The 17,499-nt window shown below is 60.4% G+C and carries 13 protein-coding genes; 8 read left to right on the forward strand and 5 right to left on the reverse strand.

Translation table 11 applies throughout. The annotated features are described in order from the left end of the window. Nucleotides 1-3 precede the first annotated feature (3 nt). The 4 genes from ACRQ5Q_RS41490 (at nucleotide 4) to ACRQ5Q_RS41505 (ending at nucleotide 5,210) form a co-directional block, all read left to right on the forward strand. A complete protein-coding gene (locus ACRQ5Q_RS41490; protein WP_439400087.1) occupies nucleotides 4-1,134 on the forward strand; it encodes an efflux RND transporter periplasmic adaptor subunit in 1,131 nt (376 codons plus the stop codon). Beyond that, the gene (locus ACRQ5Q_RS41495) at nucleotides 1,135-4,209 is read left to right on the forward strand and encodes an efflux RND transporter permease subunit (protein ID WP_439400088.1); all 3,075 of its coding nucleotides are present in this window, start codon (nucleotides 1,135-1,137) and stop codon (nucleotides 4,207-4,209) included. After that, the gene (locus ACRQ5Q_RS41500) at nucleotides 4,206-4,517 is read left to right on the forward strand and encodes a DUF3240 family protein (RefSeq protein ID WP_439400089.1); all 312 of its coding nucleotides are present in this window, start codon (nucleotides 4,206-4,208) and stop codon (nucleotides 4,515-4,517) included. Before ACRQ5Q_RS41495 ends, ACRQ5Q_RS41500 begins: the two co-directional genes overlap by 4 nt. A 246-nt stretch (nucleotides 4,518-4,763) precedes the next feature. Then, the gene (locus ACRQ5Q_RS41505) at nucleotides 4,764-5,210 is read left to right on the forward strand and encodes a c-type cytochrome (RefSeq protein ID WP_439400090.1); all 447 of its coding nucleotides are present in this window, start codon (nucleotides 4,764-4,766) and stop codon (nucleotides 5,208-5,210) included. Between the two features lie 405 nt (nucleotides 5,211-5,615). Here the strand turns inward: ACRQ5Q_RS41505 and ACRQ5Q_RS41510 are convergent, their stop codons facing one another. Continuing rightward, nucleotides 5,616-7,904: a heavy metal translocating P-type ATPase gene (locus tag ACRQ5Q_RS41510; RefSeq protein ID WP_439400091.1), complete on the reverse strand. Its 2,289-nt coding sequence runs from the start codon at nucleotides 7,902-7,904 to the stop codon at nucleotides 5,616-5,618. 596 nt (nucleotides 7,905-8,500) lie between these two features. Between ACRQ5Q_RS41510 and ACRQ5Q_RS41515 the strand changes: the two genes are divergently transcribed. From ACRQ5Q_RS41515 to ACRQ5Q_RS41525, 3 genes are all read left to right on the forward strand, one after another. After that, nucleotides 8,501-8,953 carry a pyridoxamine 5'-phosphate oxidase family protein gene (locus ACRQ5Q_RS41515; protein WP_439400092.1) on the forward strand — a complete coding sequence of 151 codons (453 nt, stop codon included), beginning with the start codon at nucleotides 8,501-8,503 and terminating at the stop codon, nucleotides 8,951-8,953. 989 nt (nucleotides 8,954-9,942) lie between these two features. After that, complete coding sequence (gene ppsA, locus ACRQ5Q_RS41520) at nucleotides 9,943-12,354, forward strand: phosphoenolpyruvate synthase (protein ID WP_439400093.1); 2,412 nt, start codon at nucleotides 9,943-9,945, stop codon at nucleotides 12,352-12,354. A 171-nt stretch (nucleotides 12,355-12,525) separates the two neighbouring features. Then, nucleotides 12,526-13,491 (forward strand): 1-phosphofructokinase family hexose kinase, encoded by a 966-nt coding sequence (locus tag ACRQ5Q_RS41525; protein WP_439400094.1) that lies wholly within the window; start codon nucleotides 12,526-12,528, stop codon nucleotides 13,489-13,491. A 551-nt stretch (nucleotides 13,492-14,042) separates the two neighbouring features. Here ACRQ5Q_RS41525 and ACRQ5Q_RS41530 read toward each other — a convergent pair. After that, a complete protein-coding gene (locus ACRQ5Q_RS41530) occupies nucleotides 14,043-14,462 on the reverse strand; it encodes a hypothetical protein (protein ID WP_439400095.1) in 420 nt (139 codons plus the stop codon). 313 nt (nucleotides 14,463-14,775) lie between these two features. On the opposite strand from ACRQ5Q_RS41530, the gene ACRQ5Q_RS41535 reads away from it, so the two are divergent. Then, complete coding sequence (locus tag ACRQ5Q_RS41535; RefSeq protein ID WP_439400096.1) at nucleotides 14,776-14,994, forward strand: hypothetical protein; 219 nt, start codon at nucleotides 14,776-14,778, stop codon at nucleotides 14,992-14,994. 85 nt (nucleotides 14,995-15,079) lie between these two features. Here ACRQ5Q_RS41535 and ACRQ5Q_RS41540 read toward each other — a convergent pair whose 3' ends face one another. From ACRQ5Q_RS41540 to ACRQ5Q_RS41550, 3 genes are read right to left on the reverse strand one after another with little or no spacing between them, the layout of a single operon-like run. After that, nucleotides 15,080-15,490: a hypothetical protein gene (locus ACRQ5Q_RS41540; RefSeq protein ID WP_439400097.1), complete on the reverse strand. Its 411-nt coding sequence runs from the start codon at nucleotides 15,488-15,490 to the stop codon at nucleotides 15,080-15,082. Nucleotides 15,491-15,524: 34 nt separating this feature from the next. Then, on the reverse strand, nucleotides 15,525-17,180 hold the full coding sequence (gene actP, locus ACRQ5Q_RS41545; RefSeq protein ID WP_439400511.1) for a cation/acetate symporter ActP: 1,656 nt from the start codon (nucleotides 17,178-17,180) through the stop codon (nucleotides 15,525-15,527). Then, a complete protein-coding gene (locus ACRQ5Q_RS41550) occupies nucleotides 17,180-17,479 on the reverse strand; it encodes a DUF485 domain-containing protein (RefSeq protein ID WP_439400098.1) in 300 nt (99 codons plus the stop codon). Before ACRQ5Q_RS41550 ends, actP begins: the two co-directional genes overlap by 1 nt. Nucleotides 17,480-17,499: the final 20 nt, after the last annotated feature.

Raw genomic sequence — 17,499 nt, forward strand, 5'->3', positions numbered from 1 at the left:
GTCATGCAGCTCCGGCAGGCGATTCTCGGTCCGAGCCTCTTTCGGCGCGCGGCCCGCGCTCTCCTTGCGCTCGTACTCAGTTTTTTGCCCTCAGTGTCGGTGGCGCAGGATGAGGTGAAGCTAAGCGCGGAGCAGGCTCAGAATCTTGGAGTCCGGGTGACGCATCCGGTATCGAGCCGTACCGACCAAACGCTGCCCTATCCGGCCCAGATTGTGATCCCAACGCCGCAATTATGGGTCGTCAGCGCTCCCGTTGCGGGGATGGTCTCCAATCTGGCCGTCGCTCGTGGAGATCGCGTCAACGCCGGCCAGCCGCTCGTCACGCTGGAAAGCCCAAGCTTCGTTTCGCAGCAACGCGAGTATCTGCAAGCGGTCGCGCAAGAAGTTCTGGCTGCCCTGCAGCTCAAGCGTAACGCCGACCTGTTTGAAGGGAAGGCGGTGCCGCAACGTGTGCTGGAGGCGAGCCAGACTGAGGCGCGGCAGGCGAGCATCGCGGTCGCAGAGCGACGCCAGATGCTACGTCTGAGCGGACTATCCGATGAGGCGGTCTCGCGGCTGACCAACGAGGCGGCGATCAGCGCGAGGCTGACTGTCTACGCGCCGCAGGCGGCTTCCGTAGTTGATATCGCGGTTTCGCCAGGCCAGCGGCTCGAGCAGTCAGCACCGCTCGTCAAGCTTGCGCAGCTCTCGTCACTCTGGGCAGAAATCGCAATTCCGGCGGCGAACCTCCATGCAATCCGCACCGGTGCGAAAATTGAAATCGAAGGCTATGCCACGCCGGGCAAGGTCGTGCTGGTCTCCGAGACCACGGACGCGGCGACCCAGACCATCTTGGTTCGCGCGGAAATCCCCAACAACGGGGAACTGCATCCCGGCCAGACAGCTGCGGCACGCATCGGTTTCCTCTCCCCTGGAGAAAGCGCCTGGGAAATACCTTATAATGGGCTAGTCCGCCGCGGCGAGCAGACTTGGGTCTTCGTGGCCATCGACGGCGGCTTCCGCCTCGTTCCGGTCGCTCTGCTCGCGGAAGACCAGAACCACGTCGTGGTGTCCGGTCCCATCACGGACAGGAACGAAATCGCGATCGGCGGCATTTCGGCGCTTCGCGGTATTCTCTCTGGGTTAGGGCAATAGATGCTCCAACGCCTCGTCGCATTCGCACTTTCACAGAGGCTGTTCGTCGTCCTGAGCGCGCTGCTGTTGATCGGTGCTAGCGCCGTGTTTCTACCGAGCCTGCCGATCGACGCCTATCCGGACGTTTCGCCGGTCCAGGTGAAGGTCATCATGAAGGCGCCGGGCCTCACCCCCGAGGAGGTCGAACAGCGCATCACGGTTCCGATCGAGCTTGAGCTGCTCGGGCTCCCTAACAAGACAATTCTGCGTTCGACCACCAAATATGCGTTGGCAGACATTACAGTCGATTTCGACGACGGCACCGACATTTACTGGGCGCGCAACCAAGTCTCGGAACGCCTGTCAAACATCTCGCGCGATTTCCCGGACGGCGTGAGCGGCGGACTTGCGCCGATCACGAGCCCGTTGGGTGAGATGTTCATGTTCACCATCGACAGCCCCGAGCTCTCGCTCGCGGAGCGGAGGACCCTGCTCGACTGGGTGATCCGCCCGGCCCTGCGCACCGTTCCCGGCGTTGCCGACGTCAACGCGCTTGGCGGCTATGTCCGTGCCTTCGAGATCGTTCCGCGGACCGACGCGCTTGCGGCCCGCGGCATCTCCTACGACCTGTTCCGCCGGGCCATCGAGGCCAACAGCCGTAATGACGGCGCGGGCCGCGTGAACCAGGGCGAAGACACCGCACTGGTTCGCATCGAAGGCAGCATTCGTGGCATCGACGACGTCCGGGCGATCATCGTCGACTCCCGCGACGGCATTCCGATCCGGGTCAACGACGTGGCACGAGTCCAGATCGGCACGCTGACCCGCTACGGAGCAGTCACGGCCGACGGCCGCGGCGAGACCGTCGAAGGGCTGGTGCTCGGCCTGCGGGGCGCCAATGCCGGCCAACTCGTCCGCGACGTCCGGGCGCGGATTGCAGAACTGCAGCCGTCGCTGCCCAAGAGCGTCTCGATCAACGCATTCTACGATCGGAGCCACCTGGTCAACCGTGCCGTCGGCACCGTAGTGAGGGCACTCGGTGAAGCTACTGTGCTCGTGATCGTGCTCCTGCTGCTGTTCCTAGGTAACTGGCGTGCCTCGCTGGTGATTGCGCTCAGCCTGCCGCTTGCAATCGTCATCGCGCTGGTCATGATGCGGGCGGTCGGGATGTCGGCCAATCTGATGAGCCTCGGCGGGCTCGCTATTGCGATTGGCATGCTGATCGATGCACTTGTGGTCGTGGTCGAGAACATCGTCGGCAATCTCAGCAGGCACGATCCCGGGAGAGCCACGCCACTGATCCACATCGTATTCCGCTCGGTCTGCGAAGTCCTGCAACCTGTCGCCTCCGGTGTGCTGATCATTATCATCGTGTTCGTGCCGCTCCTGACCCTGCAAGGGCTTGAGGGAAAGCTTTTTGTTCCCGTGGCGCTCGCAATCATTTTCGCACTGGCCGGTTCGCTCCTGCTTGCGCTCACCGTCGTTCCAGTCACCACCTCCTTCATCCTCAAGTCCGCCTCGCATGGCGATCCCCTCCTGATCCGGGCCGCGCGGCGCGCCTACGCGCCTGCCCTAGGCTGGGCGTTAAACAATGAGCGCAAAGTCATCGCGGCCGCGCTGGTCGGCCTGATCGCCGCGGGCTTTGCATACACAAAACTCGGCAAGACTTTCATGCCGACCATGGACGAGGGCGATGTCATTGTCAGCGTGGAGACGCTCCCTTCCGTTAACCTGGACGAATCGCTAGCCATCAATGCGAGGCTACAGTCGGCGCTGTTGAAGGTGCCGGACATTGCCGGCATCATCGCACGGACTGGGTCTGACGAGCTCGGCCTCGATCCCATGGGCCCCAATCAAACCGATACGTTTCTCGTGCTCAAGCCTGCGGCAGAGAGGCAGACTACGGACAGGGAGGCCTTGCTGCAGAAACTTCGCGAGGTTCTGGCCGGCTTTCCCGGCATATCGCTCAGCTTCACCCAGCCGATCGATATGCGCGTGCAAGAGATGATCAGCGGAGTGCGCGGCGACGTGGCGGTCAAGATCTTCGGCCCGGACATCGTCAGACTCAATGAGATAGCGGCGAAACTATCGTCTATCCTGTCCGGCATTGACGGTGCCGAGGACGTCTACACCACACTCAACGAAGGCGCACAATACTACACTGTAGGCGTCAACCGGATGGAAGCCGGCCGCCTCGGCCTGACGGTCGACTCCATCGCCAACGCGCTGCGCACGCAGATCGAGGGCCGTACCATCGGGACGGCGCTCGAGGAGGGACGCCGCACGCCCATCCTGGTCCGCGGCAGCGAGACGACTCGGAAGGCGCCGACTCTGCTCGCCAGCCTGCCATTGACGCTCTCGTCCGGGCAGCACGTCGCGCTGTCGCAGGTCGCCCGTATCCAGCGCGTCGATGGGCCCGTGAAGATCGACCGTGAAAACGGCAATCGGATGAGCGTGGTTCGCGCCAATGTCCGCGGCCGCGATATGGTCGGATTCGTCCAGGCTGCTCAGCATAAGGTTGCCGCCGAGCTTCCGCTGCCGGAAGGCTATCGGCTGACCTGGGCCGGCCAGTTCGAGAACCAGCAGCGCGCCGCAGCGCGGCTCTCTGTCGTGGTGCCGGTCGCCATCGGCCTGATCTTCGTGCTGCTGTTCACCACATTTGGCTCAGTGCGCCATGCCCTGCTGGTACTGGTCAACATCCCCTTCGCCCTGATCGGAGGCGTGTTCGCGCTGGTCTCGAGCGGCGAATATTTGTCCGTTCCGGCGTCGGTCGGATTCATCGCGCTGCTCGGCATAGCCGTGCTGAACGGCGTCGTGCTGGTCTCCTGTTTCAACCAGCTCCGCGCTCACGGCCTGAGCGAGGGGCGGATCGTCGTCGAAGGCGCCATGCGAAGACTGCGGCCCGTTCTGATGACGGCAAGTATCACGGCGCTCGGATTGATCCCGCTGTTGTTCGCCTCCGGTCCAGGATCCGAAGTGCAGCGACCGCTGGCAATCGTCGCGATTGGGGGCCTGGTCTCGTCCACACTGCTGACACTGATCCTGCTGCCGATCCTCTATCGCCGCTACGGCGGCGCTGCAAAGGGGGCCAAATGACGAGCGGCTCCGTCTGCCTCACATTGATCCTGCCGCGCGGACTTCGCGACGAGCTGTTCGACTATCTCGGCGAACAGACCGATCTGGTGAGGGGTTTCACGGCCTCCGATGCTGCCGGACACGGCGCTGGCTTGCGACTCCAAAGCACGGCCGAGCGCGTCAAAGGGCGCGCCGATCAGGTCATCGTATGGATTATCCTGCCACGGCGCGATGCTGAGCGCCTGCTCGAACGGCTTCGGACTTCGTTTACCGGCACCAACCTCGTCTACTGGATCCTGCCCACGACGGAATTCGGCACGATCGACTAGGCCATTAATGTTGTCAGGACCAGTGGCCTAAGACAAAGTCGCCATATCCGGTCTGCCCCGAATCGCCGACGTGCCAGACGCCCCTCGATATCGCCTTAGGGCCACAAACGGGGCTCATGCACAGGAGCGGCTGCATCTCAAACCACTTATGAGCTTAAGCCGGAAGCCAGCCTTGATGCGCGTCAAACTGTCGGGGTGCGAAGCCGCTAATAGTTTACATCTTCCCAACCAGCGTCGGAGTGCGACATGGTGATCTTTGGTGGAAAATTAGTAATGGCCGGTCTGACCGCTGGTTTCGCCGCCGCAGCCCAGGCCGAAGACCTCGACATCGGTAGGTCAGAATTTCAATCTTCGTGCGCCAGCTGTCATGGTGCGGACGCGAGGGGCAAAGGACCGGTTAGCAGCCAACTTAGGATACCGCCTCCCGATTTGACGATGTTGGCCAAGAATAACCACGGCGTATTTCCTATGGACGCTGTTTATGAGACTATAAACGGATTGAAGACAATTCCAGCTCACGGCACTCGCGAAATGCCAGTTTGGGGAGAGCGATTCAACCCCGTCGTCAACTTGCCTCACTATGTTGATCCGTACTATTGGAAGAAGGCTGGACCGGAGCAAAACCCCGAAGTCGTCGTGCGAAAACGCATCCTCGCTGTTATCGATTATCTGAGCCGCATTCAGCAAGAGTAGCAAGCGACAGCGCCGCTGATGAGCGGTCTTGGGACGCTTGCTGCGCCGCCTGCCAACCGTGATGTCCGAAGTGGGTCTCGGCCGTGTAAAAACCCCTCTTTCTACGGAGGTCGGAGAGAAGCCAGGACCGGTCGGTCTCACGCCGCGCTCGCGGCAGGTCTACCTCGCGCCTGACTTATTGCGATCCACGGAGCGGCATGTCTGCTCACGTCATTCGCGATCGGATAGGCAAATAGCAAGTCCTCAGCTAGATCGCCGAAAGTTGAAGTAAATCAGGCCAGGCCGTTAGCGATTGATGCCAGCTGCCCGAGATGTATTGGCCGTGTGCTAGTCTAAAGAGTTAGCGTCCTAACGAACAAGGCCTTTTTACTTGGCGCTCAGGTTGCGTAAAGCTCGCAAAGCTGATTACTGCGCGGCCACGGCCTCGTAAATGTCCTCCTCTTGAGCCGTATGCATACGCACCAGCGTTTCGATCGCCTCGATTACACGTTGGGCGTCTCGGACAAGATAGCGGTCGATTTTCTCTGACGGCAGATCAGCCGCGATCCGCGCGAGCAACCGCGCAAGGTGCAAGATCTCACGATGCGCGCGACTCATTGCCGAAAGGCCATGGCGTTCTCGCAGGACCCCTGCAATCTTCGGATAGACGCTGCCCTCGTCGTCGCGCTCGTGCTTGACGACGCTGCCCTGGACCAGGCGATGAGCCTCTTCGATCAAGGCCGCCGCGGTATCTGGCGTCGCATCGTCGATCGCATCAGCGATCTTGCGGAGCCGGTCGAGATCCCTGAACAGAGCCTGATGATCGTGATGCAAAGCCAAGCCCTGCGCTGCGGATATCCGAGGACCGGCGTTCCCATGGGCTGGAGTGAGCGCCCGCAGCGCGTTCAGGATGACCGCAACATCGATCACCTCCTGCGCGATCGCCGCCGGCACCGGATCCAGCCAGCCAGCGGTGGCGGCCGCCATGGCCGCTATCGACAGTCCCATCCCAATAATGATGCTTTGGAGTGCAATACGCCGCGCTCGCTGCGCGATTATGATCGCTTCGCCCACGCGATCAAGCCGGTCGGTCAGGATGACCACATCAGCCGCCTCGGACGAGGCGCTCGCGCCGCGCGCGCCCAGCGCGATCCCGATATCGGCCACGGCCAACGCAGGTGCATCATTGATACCATCGCCGACCATGATGGTCGGATGCAGCCGCTGTTCAGCGCGCACGGCCTCGACCTTGTCAGAGGGAACGCGGTCCGCCAGCACGGCATCGAGGTCGAGCGCCGCTCCGATTGCCTGCGCCGCTGCGGCGCGATCGCCCGTGACCATGACCATTCGCGCGATGCCCGCATCGCGCAGCAACCGGATCGCTCGCGGCGTATCAGACCGCAGCTCGTCAGCCAGCAGCAACGCACCGATCGGACAGCCGTCTAGGGCAACAAAGACGATCAACGCCGAGCGCCAAGATGCGCGCCGGATTGCCCGCAGCTCCCACGGCGACAGCTCGGCATGTGAGCGAAGCAGCTCTCGCGAGCCAGCGGTTACCTGGCGGCCCTCGATCAGGCCGCACAAGCCGGTGCCCATGATCTCTTTGACCTGTTCAGGCGCCTTCAGCTTCAGGCCGCGGTCGACGGCCGCAGCCACAACCGTCTTTGCGAGGACGTGATGCGAAGCCTGCTCAAGCGATGCGCCCAGCATAAGGACCTCGTCCGGATTTCTCCCTGGAGCGACTTCAACTGAAAGCAACCGCGCGCCTCCCACCGTCAGGGTGCCGGTCTTGTCGAACAGGACGGTGTGCGCGCGGGCAAGCGCCTCCAGCGCGGCTCCGCCCTTGGCCAAGATTCCACGGCGGGCCGCTTGCGCAACGCCGGCAATGAAGGCGACCGGTGCGGCCAGAATGAGGGGGCAAGGTGTCGCCGCCACCAGCACGGCGAGGCTGCGCGTCAGATCGCCGGACATCTGCCACGCGAGGAAGGCGATGACGAGCGTCACCGGCAGAAAGATCAGCGCATAGCGGTCGGCCAAGCGGACAAAAGGAGCCTTCGTCGTTTGCGCCGCCGTCACCATGCGCACAATACCAGCGTAGGTGCTCTCGCCAGCCGGTGCGGTCACGGTCAACTCGAACGTCTCGCCCGCATTCAGCGTGCCAGAAAGAACAGAGCTACCTCGTGTCTTCTCGACCGGAATCGGCTCTCCCGTGACCGCGGACTCGTCGATGGTCGCCACAGCCGAACCGACGATGCCGTCAACCGGCACGATCTCGCCGGCGTGTACCAGGAGCTGATCGCCGACCGAGACTGCCTCGACTGGCACCTCCTCGATGCCCTCCTCAATCTTCCGATGTGCCCGGCGCGGTGCATGATCCACCAGTGATCTCAGATCGCGCTCAGCCCGCGCGGTCGCAATATCCTCCAGCACGTTGCCGCCGGAATACATCAACGCCACCACGGCCCCGGCAAGCGGCTGGCCGAGGGCCAATGCCGCGCTCATCGACAAGAGTGCGATCGCGTCGACGCCCATGCGACCGCCCAGCAAATCCCTGACAATCGAGACCGCCAGTCCTCCTATCACGGGCGCCGTGCCGATCGCCCAGGCAAAGTCGGCCAGATCAGGACGCCCTGCGGCTCGCGCAAGAATACCCGTGGTCAATCCCGCGATTGCGATCGCGACCAGGCTCCACCTCAGGGCTCGCTCGAACGGCATGATTTGGTTCCACATTTTCACATGCAGATTACTCTGTTCCGAAATCAGCTTCGTTCCTTGAGCAGGATCAACACCATGCGCGGAACGCCACAGCCCTAGAGACGGCCACGTTGCGGAGCTTGTTTCGGCTTTGATGATTCCTGAATTGACGCAGTCCGTTTCCGGAAGCAGTTCACCAACGCGAGGTCGCCTTCCCGTAAACATAGAGTGCAACCAATCCGACGGTCACCGCCGTCGAGAAGATCAAAATATTTCGATCCCAATCGGTTCGATACTTCCCGGCTCTTCTGAAAGCCATGGCCGCGAATAGGGCTTTTATGGCAAATCGACGCATGGAAGCAGCCCTCCTACCCGCACGATCTCACCGCCCTTGAAGGCCAGCTTGATGCACCTCAAGGGTGAGTGACAGGGCGGCTATAGTGACAAGTATGACGGCCAAATGGCGCCGCGACCTCCCGAAGCGATTGGTGCAATTGCCCTCAGGGGTAGGCGGGCCGATCGCGCCCAGGCTTCACGGCCGGCTTCTCCAATACTTGACCTGCCTCAAAACATGCAAGCCACTTCGGGGCTACACTGATTAAAATCGGAGGCGACCAATGGACGAAACGTTCAGGCGGAAAATCCTTCGGCTTCTGGATCAGCACCGGACCACGAGGATCGCGACGCTACGATCTGACGGCTGGCCTCAGGTGACCACGGTCGGTTACGCCAATGACGGGCTCGTTATCTATTTCCTTTGTGGAGCAGACGGCCAGAAGGCAGCTAACCTGGCGAGGGACGATCGGGTTTCGCTAACGGTGGACGACGATCCTGCCCAAGTGATGAACATCGCCGGTCTGTCGATGGCGGCACACGCGAAGCTCGTAACGGATCCCGCCGAATTCGAAAAAGCCTTGCGGCTCCTGATCTCGCGATATCCAAACCAAAAGGGCCTTGATCTTGCCATGCCGAAAACTTCGGATGTCTGCGTCTTCCGCCTGACACCGACGATCGTCTCCCTGCTCGACTACTCAAAGGGCTTTGGACATACCGACTTAATCACATGCTGAGGAATCGCGTCTCCCGCTAAGGCACTCCCCTCGCCGCAGCGATTGATCGGCAAAGTTCTTGGCGATGCGAGTACCTGCGCGTGTTCGTACGAGTCCCGATCATGAGTTGAGAAGAAAACATGTTCCGCAGCACCCGACTCGGCGTCAGCCTCGCGATTTTGATCGCGTTGGCGACTTTTTTCCTCATTCGCGTGCACAATGCGGACGGATCTAAGCTTCTTGCACATAGCGAATTGGAGGGACGACGCCTCGCGGAAGCATGATGCAAGCCGTGTCATGCAATCGAACCGCACATGGCGGGAATGTCGGATCAGGCACCGAGTTTCGCGGCAATCGCGAACAGGCACGGAACGACAGCGCTTTCGCTCAAAGTGTTCCTGAAGAGCAGCCACCAGAACATGCCGAACCTTGTCATCGCGCCCGCTGAGGCCGACGCTCTCGCGAACTACATTCTCAGTCTAAAAGGGTCAGAACTAAAGCGTTGATCGGCACGACTGTGACGGTAAGCTGGGGTCTAAGCGAGCCCGTCCGGCTTGCAAGGCCTCGAGGAACGCTACGATTGCGTCAATCTGGTATTCGACGAGCTTCGAGGGCGCCGGGATCAAGACAATGCCGTTCGCCTTGCGGTCAGAAGCCAGCACAACGCTTCAAATGCTGTTCGACTTCGGATTCCTGCTCGATCTGCAAGATCCGCGCCCCGTCCCAATTTTTGCGCTAGATCAAGGGACCCCCGGCAATGCCTGGCTGAATGGCGCAAGCTGTCCGTAGTTCGGATGCAGCTTGCGGCGCAAAACGGCGTCCCTGGGACGCCGGGCGTGGTGCTTGGTTTCGCCGCTGGTCGCGCTCACTATCCAGCGGGCTCGGGCGGCCACCCCGAGAGCAGCCACTTCTTCACCGCGGGTATGGCTTGAGCAAGCACAGCGCATCATTGCCTAGGAAGGATTGACCTGGCTCAAGCCCAGACGGGCACGGCGTGGTCTGTTACGTTCATGACCAATTATATCAGACCGTTCCTCGAAATCGGTTTGGCGGACGTCAATCTGGTCGGCGGCAAGACCGCCTCGCTGGGCGAACTGTATTCTGCCCTCGCCTCGCAAGGAATCGTCGTCCCGAACGGTTTTGCGATTACGACCGACGCTTATCGCGAAGCGTTATCGCGAGACAACGTTGCGGACGAGCTGCATCACTTCCTCGACGGGATCGACAAGAGCAACATCAGGCAGCTCGCCAGCAAGGCGGCCAAGGCACGCGTGGTCATATACAAGGCGATCGACACGCCCCTCCTCCGCAGTCAGATCGAGGAAGCCTATCGGCAGCTTGAACGTGAGGCCGGGACCGGAGTTGCAGTGGCCGTCCGCAGTTCTGCAACGGCCGAGGACCTGCCGACAGCGAGCTTTGCAGGCCAACACGAAAGCTTTCTCAATGTGCGCGGGCCAAAGGAGTTGTTCGAGGCCTGCCGGCGCTGCTTTGCGTCTATTTTCACCGACCGCGCGATCTCCTATCGCATCGATAATGGCTTCGATCACTTCAAGGTCGCGCTTTCTGTCGCCGTGATGAAAATGGTGCGATCCGATCTGGCGGCCAGCGGCGTCGTCTTCACGCTCGATACCGAATCCGGCTTTCGTGATGTCGTCTTCGTCACCGGTTGCTACGGCCTTGGCGAGACAATCGTGCAAGGTCAGGTCGATCCGGACGAGTTCTACGTCCACAAGCCGACGCTGAGCCAGGGATACCGCCGGGTGCTGCGGCGCCGGCTAGGCGCCAAGCAGATACGCATGATTTACGGCAAACGGGGCGGCGATCATGCAACGCTCACCCGTAAGGTCCCGGAAGCCGAACGCCAGAAATACTGCATCTCGGACGACGAAGTGCTGAGCCTTGCCGAGATCGCGGTCCGGATCGAAGCTCACTACTCGAAACACGCCGGCGTCCCGACGCCAATGGATATCGAATGGGCCAAAGACGGCGCCGACGGACGGCTTTATATCATTCAGGCCCGGCCTGAGACGGTCGCGTCGCGGCGTTCGGCAGACGTCTATGAGACGTATAACCTGAAGGAACCAGGTTCGGTGATCGTCCACGGTCGGGCGGTGGGAGAGAAGATCGCTTCAGGACGTGCGCGCCGCGTCGTGTCCGGGCGCGATCTCGCGGCTTTCAAGCCTGGCGAGATCCTGGTGGCGCCAGCCACAAGTCCTGATTGGGAGCCGGTCATGAAGATCGCCGCTGGCATTGTCACCGATAAGGGCGGTCGCACTTGCCATGCGGCAATCGTGGCGCGAGAGCTGGGCATTCCCGCCGTGGTGGGGGCCACGCTCGCGACGGAAAGGATCAAGACTGGAACTGAAGTCACGATCTCCTGCGCCGAGGGCGACGTCGGAAGCGTCTATCAGGGGAAGGTTGCGTTTGACGTGACCAAGACATCGGTGAGCGAGATTCGGCAGCCGCGCACGGCCATCATGGTGAATGTTGGAACGCCGGAAATGGCGTTCCGCACGGCGATGCAGCCACAAGCCGGAGTCGGTCTCGCCCGGATGGAATTCATCATCAGTGAACATATCCGCGTTCACCCGATGGCATTGCTGCAGCAGGACAAGATCAAGTCAGCTAAGGCGCGGACCGAGATCGCCCGCTTGGTCCGTGACTTTAAGAGTCCCGCCGACTTCTTTGTTCAACGATTGGCGGAAGGCGTCGGCACCATCGCGGCGGCCTTCTATCCGAAGCCGGTGATCGTGCGGCTTTCCGATTTCAAGACCAATGAATATGCCAGGCTGATCGGCGGGGAAGGCTTCGAGCCCAAAGAGGAGAATCCGATGCTGGGATTCCGGGGCGCTTCTCGTTACAGCCATCCGGCCTATACTGAAGGGTTTGCTCTCGAGTGCGCGGCCCTCCGCTTGGTGAGGAAGGAGATGGGCCTTTCCAATGTCCGGGTCATGGTCCCATTCTGCCGAACCGTCGCTGAAGGTCACCGCGTGATCGCGACGATGGCAGCCAATGGACTAAAGCGCGGCGAAGACGAGCTCGAGATCTACGTCATGTGCGAGATCCCGAACAACGTCATCCAGATCGATGCGTTTGCGGAACTATTCGACGGCTTTTCGATCGGCTCCAACGATCTCACCCAGCTCACGCTGGGGGTCGACCGCGATTCCGATATCGTGGCCTTCGACTTCGACGAGCGCGACCCGGGAATGCTGGAGATGTTCCGGCAGGCGGTGGTCGGCGCCAAGCGCAACGGTCGCCATATCGGCATCTGCGGCGAAGCGCCTGCGAACTATCCGGAGATTGCACGATACTTGACCGGGCTCGGCATCGATTCGATCAGCGTCAATCCCCTGAGCGTTTTTCGTACTATGGCCGTGGTGTCCGACGCCGAGACCAACCAGGCGAAATCCGCAGCGTGACGCCTTCCGGCGAACACCGAGAATGTATGCCGGGCTGATCAAGGGATGCAGCGATGATGAAAGTAACTTCGGGGAGCCTCCGAAATTCCTTGAATCGATACCAGCCTGTCTCATTCTGGATGACGAACGTCGCGTTCGTCCGCCTTCGCGACCTGATGGAGGCAGAAGGCCTTGGCTGAGATAGCGCAACTCGAAATCGTAACCCTGACCATCAATCCGGCTGTCGATATCTCGACTTCGGTCAAGAAGATGGTGCCCTACACGAAGATGCGCTGCGCCGAGGCTCGGCGCGATCCCGGTGGCGGTGGGATCAATGTGGCCCGAGTGCTCAATCGGCTCGGCCTCGGAGCGACCGCAATCTATCCCGCCGGCGGCGCTACCGGGCAAACCTTGGCAGCGCTGGTTGAACGCGAGTTCGTGCGCAGCATCGTGATCCCGACATCGCACGACACCCGCGAAGACATCACTATTTTCGACGAGACAAGTCGGGAGCAGTTTCGACTGGTTTTCCCAGGCGCCTTCCTCAAGGACTTTGAGTGGCAGCAGTGCCTCGACGCAATTTCGCGCGTCAGTCCGCAGGCTGCGTTCGTCATCGCAAGTGGTAGCCTGCCCCCCGGGGCACCGGCTGATTTCTACGGCAAGGTCGTTCGAGCATCGAAAGCGACCTCCAAGGTCATCGTGGATACATCCGGTGCTTCGCTCAAATCCGCGCTGGACGCGGGTGTCTATCTCATCAAGCCCAATCTTCGGGAGTTTCAGGAGCTCGCAGGGATCAGCTGCGCCGACGAGCCTTCGCTTTTGGAGGCCGGTCGGCGCCTGCTCGACGGGTATCGCATCGAGATCATTGCGCTCTCCCTGGGTCCCGGCGGTGCGTTGCTCCTGACGCGCGACATCGCCTTGCGTGCGAATGGCCTAGCCATCGAGCCGGTCAGCGTTTCGGGGGCTGGCGACAGCTTCCTTGGGGCGATGGTGTCGAGCCTGGCCAACGGCGATAACCTTGACACTGCGCTGCGCTATGGTGTTGCCGGCGGTTCGGCGGCGCTGCTCAATCCCGGAACGGAGCTTTGCCTAGGCGCAGACGTTCATCGCCTCGCAGCGGGTGTGACCATATCAGCTATCGCCGACTACCATGCCTAGCACCGTCGGATACCGATCGCCTAGCGAACGGAAGTTGTTCCTACGCCTCTGGAAAAGCGCAACGCCGAAATACATTGCCGGCACAATGCTCCTTGGCGAGGTCGTTCAGGCGGCAGCGGCGTTCGCCGTAGTCCGGAGCGCCTGCAGCCGGTTCACGGACAACTATCCACGTCTGGCGGAAGGGGCTGCGTCGGCCTCGCCCTTGACGCTGACGTCCGCTCTGCACCAACAGCGATGTCAGTCAAAATGTCAGCCACCAACCGCCATATTGGAGCACACCAAAATTCGCGGGAACGAGCTCGAAGCACGCCTGCTAGCGCGGCGTCCAGAAGGCATCTTCGTCAGCCCGTTTGAGCAAGCGAGATCGGGCTGGACGGCCTATAAAATGGGCCTGGAAGGAATCGTCTCGAAACACCGTGATCGACCCTACCAGGCCGGCCGATCGAAATACTGGATCAAGGTTAAGAACCGGAGTCACCCGGCGATGTACCAAGTGATCCCTCGCTTAAGGGCCGTGCAAGGCCCGCCAGCCTTACGGCTATATACGCTAGCTAGGACAGTTCCTTCAGATGCTTTCCAGTCCTAAACGTTGATCCAGCCGGCAGCGCCATCGCAATCGATTCTTGCGGCCCAGGCTGCAACGGTGCCGAGTCAAGAACAGCGTCGTAAAGATTATCTTGAGCAATCACTTTGAGTAAGTCGCTTACGAGTTCAGACTCGGTGCAGCCCATAAAACCCGCCCGAGCGCGCAAGCTGGTCAGAGTGTCGCGGCTTAAGGTGAGTGGCGATCCGGGCCGAAGCTGCATCTTTTTGCGAGGCCGCAGGCTGATGCCTGCGTTCGAACATCGCACCTGCAAGGTAGCTTCCTTGCAGCCGAGGCGTTCGGCGATCTCAGACTTACGCAATCCCTGTGCGACGAGCGCTGGGATGGTGGCAAGCACTTCTGCAGTAAGGATGCCGCGCCGGATCACTAAGCAATCTCCCACGAGCTACGCGCGGCCCCCCAATCGAACATGCTCCGGAATCAAATGGCTAAAAGTTTGGGGCTCGCAGATTTTCTATATTAATGAGCGCAACTTTATGGGATTCCGGGATACTACGGTGTTCCAATACCGAGGCAGCCGATTGCCCCTTTCCCCGACTCCGCGCACCGGCGCTCACGCATAGTAACCACCCTTGCTGCCCGCCTTCGCGTCCCCGCACATCAAGCCTGAATACGCGGTCACGCTCGGTGCGTTCATGCAGACTAGCCGCTTGCTCGGAGGGGAAGTCGGAACCGCATTTATGCAGACGTTCATTAGCAATCGCGAGCAGATCCACTCCAATCTCATCGGCTTGCATGGGCAAGCCGGGATCACAGCAGACCGTCTTTCAAGCTATGGACACCTTTTTGGTGGACGCCTAAGCGATCCGCTGCACACGTCGGCGGCCTCAACGGAACTGCTCACCGCTGCCGTCTCGGTTTTTGCGCCTCATCATCCCGCCACTGCCAAGGCCGGATAGACGTCACAACTGGTGGCCCTTTCGGCCAAATTCGCGACACGACGCCCGAACTTGGTGTGAGCTTAGGCCACCTGGGCTCGCGAGGCTATGCTTCCTGATCGAGCTTGATTGGTTCATTCGCACTATCTAGAAACTCCACCGTGGTGAACCAGAGATCGTTAACGCCCGTGTTTTCGAGATCGTGGATCTTGTACTCGCCCTTTCCGTACTTGAAGTGACGTGTATCACCCGCGCGGTAGATGGCTTCCACCGTCGTGCCGTCTTGCATGTGTGAGCGCGCGCTGCCAGGAGTTACCGCCGTCCAGAAATAATCGAGTACATGACGATGGAACGCAATACGCTCACCTGGAGCGAGTCGAATTTCCCAAACTCGAACGCGCTCCGTTTCAGATAGAAGCCGCGTGCCGACGCGTCCGTTGAACTGGTTGGTCTCGAACTCCTTACGAATGAGATCGGGCCAAATGGTCTCGGCTTTTTCCGGCGCAGTAACACTCATGTTGGAACTCCCTTGGTGAGTTAGATCGATTACGTTATTCGACGCCTAGCCCAATCTGAGCACGCACGTGCTGCGCACCAAACGAGGCCCGAACAGATGCTGCCGCTGTGCTGCGGTCCAACACTGAAACCAGCCAAGACACAGCAAAAGCCAATGGAACGGAGACAAGAGCCGGATTATCGTAAGGAAACGGCGCCGGTCCCAGTTTGAATGTGACCGACCACACCCCGGGACTGAGAGCTACGAGCCCCACTGAAGTTAGCAGACCAACCACCGATCCGCTCACGGCGCCTCGCGTCGTGAGATTCGGCCAGGTGATCGACAACAGTATCACAGGGAAGTTTGCGCTCGCGGCGATCGCAAAGACCAGCCCCACCATGAACGCGATATTCTGGTTTTCAAAGACGACGCCCAGACCCATCGATAACAGGCTGATTGCGACCGCGGCGATCTTCGAGACGAGCACCTCCTCCTTCTCATCAGCACGCCCCTTACGGATTACACGCGCGTAGAGATCATGACTCGCAGCAGAGGCACCCGCCAGTGTTAGTCCGGATACAACTGCGAGAATGGTCGCAAATGCCACGGCCGAGATAAAGCCGAGCAGAAGTGAACCACCAACGGCGTCCGCCAGATGCAAGGCTACCATATTGACACCCCCGAGCAGTGCGCCTGACGCGTCTCGAAACTGGGGGTTTGCCGAAACGATCGCGATCGCACCAAAGCCCAACACAAACAGTAAACTATAGAAAATCGAGATGAACCCGGTCGCGACCAACACCGAAGTGCGAGCCTGACGGGCATCACTTACCGTGAAGAACCGCATGAGAATGTGCGGCAGCCCGGCTGTGCCGAAGATGAGAGCGAGTCCGAGAGAGATTGCCGATATCGGATCCTTGACCAGGCCGCCGGGAGCCATGATCGCGTTGGCTTTCGGGTGCAAAGTGACGGCTTCTCGGAAGAGAGCTTCAAGGCTAAAGCCAAATTCACCAAGTATCAGGATCGACATCAGCACCGAGCCAGACATCAAGAGCACTGCTTTGATGATCTGAACCCAGGTCGTTGCGAGCATGCCCCCGAAAGTAACGTAGACCATCATCAGCACACCCACGATGCCCACTGCATATGCGTAAGGCAGGCCAAACAGCAGCTGGATCAACTTGCCCGCTCCCACCAGCTGAGCAATCAGGTAGAAGATCACGATGACGAGGGTATTAACACCAGCAACCGCCCTCACCGGAACCTCAGATAGCCGGTACGCAGCTACGTCGGCGAACGTGTAGCGGCCCAAGTTGCGCAGCGGCTCGGCGATCAGAAATAAAATCATTGGGAAACCCACGAGGAAGCCGATAGCGTAAATCATGCCGTCGTAGCCGGAGTTGTAGACCAGCGCCGTGACGCCCAAGAAAGTCGCCGCCGATGTATAATCGCCGGCGATCGCGAGTCCGTTCTGGAATCCCTTGAGGCCTGCGCCGGCGGCGTAAAAATCCTTAGCTGTGCTCGTGCCTCGTCTGGCCGCCCACCATGTAATCGCTAGACTGACCCCAACAAAGGCTAGGAACATTGTGATAGCCGTCGCGTTCAACGGTTGCCGGTCGCCAGACGTAGCAGTGAGCGCGTCAGCCGCTGAGGGATGGGAAAAGGCAGTAAATGCTGCTGCGAATAGGGCTCCGCATACCGTGCGCGACATCATTGGAGATCCTCTAAACAAAGCTTGTTGAGCTTATCGAAGCGGGAGTTGGCTCGACGGACATAGATCGCCGTCAGGGCGAAGCCGAGCGCGATCAGGCCGACACCTACCAAAACGCCCCACGTGATTACGGTGCCGCTCCACAATGGAAGGCCAAGCAAGCGGGGCCAAAATGCGACGGTCAGGATATAGGCAAAGTACGCGGTCGCCATGACGATCGACATACCAGTGCCGAGACGCGAGCGTTCGGTCGCAAGCTGTCTGAACGCGGGGTGATTCTGTATGCTCTGTAGGTTCATTGGTCGTTGTCCTCCCTCCC

Origin of the sequence: Bradyrhizobium sp. PMVTL-01 (assembly GCF_051861855.1) — a bacterium.
Taxonomy (GTDB): domain Bacteria; phylum Pseudomonadota; class Alphaproteobacteria; order Rhizobiales; family Xanthobacteraceae; genus Bradyrhizobium.